Genomic DNA, 3393 nt, shown 5'->3' on the forward strand with positions numbered 1-3393 from the left:
GAGACAGGGCGCCCCGCCTACCGCCACCGACACCACCGGACAGCCCGCCTCGAAATCGGACGTGAGCAGGATCGCCGTCCAGAACTCGGCGATCCCGGCCAGCACCCCCGCGGCGCCCCGCTCGGCGGCCTCCTCGATGAGGGCGCTGATCGTATCGCCTGCGAGAGTGAGCGATTCGGTCATGATCTGGGCGCGTCCGCCGGGGAAGTGGTGATACACCGAGCCCCGCGGAGCGCCACTGCGGGCGAGTACCGCGTCGACGGTCACGCCCGCCGCGCCGCGTTCGCGCAGCAGTTCGATCGCACTGCCCAGCATCTTCTGCCGAGTGTTGGTGCGAGCTCCCACCGTCAGGCCTCCTTCACCGGCGCCGTGAGCACCTCGATACGGGCGGGAACGTTCTTGTGCCAGGGGCTGCCGAAGAACTTGTCGCGTCGCGACGTCGAGGTCAGCGTATTGAGCGCGACACCGACGACTGCGTCCGCGCCCGGATAGGCGACACCCATGCCGTTGGGGAGTGAAATGTGTCCTGCCTGCATCATCTCGCTGATCTCGATCGACGTGGTCGCCGAACCGGATTCGGTGACCACACGCACCCTATCGCCGGTGCTCAGCGCGAGCCGCTCGGCATCGGCCACCGCGATCCGCAGAGCGCCCTCACGGTCGCGGCGGCGCCAATCCGGGTTGCGGATGATCACGTTCGCCGTGAACGCGCGCCGCTCACCGGCGGACAGGGTGAACGGGTACTCCTCGCTGGTGTAGTCGGGGTCGACCGCGCAGACCGCGCGCAGTTCGTCGAGCAGTTCCGGGATGGCGGCGTGGATCTTGCCGTCGGCGTGCTGGATGTAGCGCCACGCGTCCTCGTAGCGGTCATCGGAGAACATCACCCCTTCCGGGTGCGCGCGCACAGCCTCGAACAACTCCTCGGCCTGCCCGAACCCGGATCCGGTGAACCCCGCCCTGGCCACGGCGTCGGGCTGGGAGATCACGCACAGCAGCGCGAATCCCCATGCCAGCGCCAGCGCGGCTTCCCCCTCCGGAAGGCTCGCGCCCAAGGTCCGGTACAGCAGATACGGTGTCAGCCCGGCCAGTTCGGGGCGCGCCTTCAGTGTGGAGAACAGTGCGAGCGCGAACGCCTCCCGGCTCACCCGCGCCGCCGCGGCCAGCTCCGCCAGCAGCCGGGGCTCGACCACACCGAGACGGTCGATCACCGCACCGTAGATCTCGGGTTCGGGACGGGTGCCCGGCAACGGCGCCATCAACGGCGCGCGCACCTGAAAGCTGTTGTGCGGGAAGTGCAGCGTGAACAGCGACGCCTCGTACTTCTCGAACTGGCTCGCCGCGGGCAGCACATAGTCGGCCTGGCGAGCGGTCTCGGTCATCGCCACATCGACGACCACCGACAGCTCCAGCGACCGCATCGCCGCCACGAATCGCGCCGAATCCGCCAGCGAGTGCGCGGGATTCGACGAATCGATCCACATAGCCCGCAACCGGTCGGGGTGGTCGGTGAGGATCTCGTCGGCGATGGAGTTGCACGGGATCAGGCCGTTGAGAATACGGGCCCCGGAAACCGGTGTGCGCGTGGGGCTGTCGGCCATGCTCAGCTTGTCCGCGATCGTGCGGGCGATCGGCACCGCCACAGCGTCGAAGAACACGTCGAGCGTGGTGCTCGCCGTCAGCCCGGCCACATTCCGCGAGATCGCGCCACGCCCAGCGGTCGCGGCGATCAACCGGCGCGCGGGTGTGGCACCGTAGCGCATCGCCACGGTCGCGACGCCGCGCCGCACGCGCTGTGCCCCACCCGCCCCGGCCTCCCTCGGGATGGCGTGCCAACGGCCGGCGAGCGGGAACATCCATGAATGAATATGCACCCCACCGGGTTTGGCGAAGTTGCCGGTCAGGATCCACAGCATCTTGTTCAGGTAGGCGACCAGGGTGCTGTTGGGGGACTGCTGCACGCCGAGGTCTTCATAGGTGGCGACGCTTTTCGCGGCGGCGATCCGGCGCGCGACGGTGCGGATCAGCGTCTCGTCGAGACCGCAGCGGTGCGCGTTCGCGCTGATGTCGACCGCCCGCAACGCTCGCAACACCGGTTCGGCACCGGTCGTGTGTTCGGCCAACCACCCCTCGTTGTGCAGGTTCTCCTGCACCAGCGTCGCCGCGATCGCCGACACGCACCAGGCGTCGGTGCCCGGCTTGACCTGCAGGTGATAGTCGGCCAGCGCCGCGGTCTCGCTGACGCGCGGGTCGATGACGATCATCGTCCGGTTCGGATCCCGCGCGATCTCGCGCAGCACCGGCCGCGCCTGCGCGATGCCGTGGGACTGCCAGGGGTTCTTGCCGACGAAGATCGCGACCTCGGTGTGCTCGAAATCGCCGGTGGTGTGATTGCCGTAGAGCTGGGAATCGACCCAGGATTCGCCGGTCTTCTCCTGCGCCAACGCATTCGACATATACCGGCCACCGACTGCGTGATACAGCGCCCGGCCGTAGGCGCCACCGAGGTGATTGCCCTGCCCGCCCCCGCCGTAGAAAAAGATCGACTCGCCACCGTGCGCGTCACGAACCCCGGCGAGCTTGGCGGCGATCTCGTCGAGCGCGGTATCCCAGTCGATCGGCTCGTACGTACCGTCGGCGGTGCGCCGCAGCGGAGTGTCGATGCGGTGCGCGCCCGCCTGGTACTTGTCGAGGCGCAGCGGCTTCTCACACGTGTAGCCCGCCGACCCCGGATGTTGTTTGTCGCCACGAATCTTCACCAGGTTGCGGCCATCTGTCTGGATCTCGAGACCGCAGTTGCATTCACAGAGAATGCAGGCCGTCTTGCCCCACTGCGCGGTCTCGGCGGTGTTGTCATCGGATTCCGGGCTGGTCAGACGCATGCTATGCAGTATTGCATAGAACAGGTCATCGGCGCGGGCTGCTGGCGATCAATATGGTCGATGACCTGGTCTTCCGCGTCGGCCGGCACGAATCGGTGGTCGTTATGTCGAACAGCCCGGTGGTAGAGATTTTGTGACGAGCGCCGCAAGTTTGCTAGGACTATTGCCGGGAACACAGTCCGCGTCTCATGATGGTCTTCTGACCAACTTGATGCCGAGGAACCGCTGTGACGCACTTCGCCGCCCGCCTCAACGAACTCTTCGACAACCCCTCGGGTCCGGACGTGCGTCAGTGCACAAACCGTCAAGTGGCGCGCATGCTCCAGGCTGCCGGTCACAGTATTTCCGCACCGTATCTGTCCCAGCTACGGTCCGGGAATCGCGAGAATCCCTCGGCGAAAACCGTTTCGGCGCTGGCCGAGTACTTCCAGGTCACGCCCGATTACTTCTTCCTCACCCCGCATCACGGCGTCGACGATCACACACTCATCCGAGCCCTCGAACTCGAGGAACC

Annotated in this window: 3 protein-coding genes; 1 reads left to right on the plus strand and 2 read right to left on the minus strand. The window is 66.9% G+C overall.

Features of this window, described 5'->3' with window-relative positions; genetic code table 11:
- Together ACFWF3_RS29155 and ACFWF3_RS29160 are read right to left on the minus strand one after the other, a co-directional pair.
- Nucleotides 1-315 (minus strand): TetR/AcrR family transcriptional regulator (locus ACFWF3_RS29155; RefSeq protein ID WP_379316777.1); only part of this gene is annotated, 315 nt, incomplete at its 3' end.
- A gap of 32 nt (nucleotides 316-347) precedes the next feature.
- Nucleotides 348-2879, minus strand: a complete 2532-nt coding sequence (locus ACFWF3_RS29160; RefSeq protein ID WP_379316773.1) for a molybdopterin-dependent oxidoreductase — start codon at nucleotides 2877-2879, stop codon at nucleotides 348-350.
- Between the two features lie 227 nt (nucleotides 2880-3106).
- Between ACFWF3_RS29160 and ACFWF3_RS29165 the strand changes: the two genes are divergently transcribed.
- The coding region (locus ACFWF3_RS29165) for a helix-turn-helix domain-containing protein (RefSeq protein ID WP_379316775.1) at nucleotides 3107-3393 on the plus strand (287 nt) is incomplete at its 3' end.

Origin of the sequence: Nocardia sp. NPDC060220 (genome assembly GCF_042727815.1) — a bacterium.
Classification (GTDB): Bacteria; Actinomycetota; Actinomycetes; order Mycobacteriales; family Mycobacteriaceae; genus Nocardia.

Coding starts and splice junctions, on each gene's coding strand:
- ACFWF3_RS29160 (WP_379316773.1), bottom strand. CDS start 2,879: ATGCGTCTGACCAGCCCGGAATCCGATGACAACACCGCCGAGACCGCG.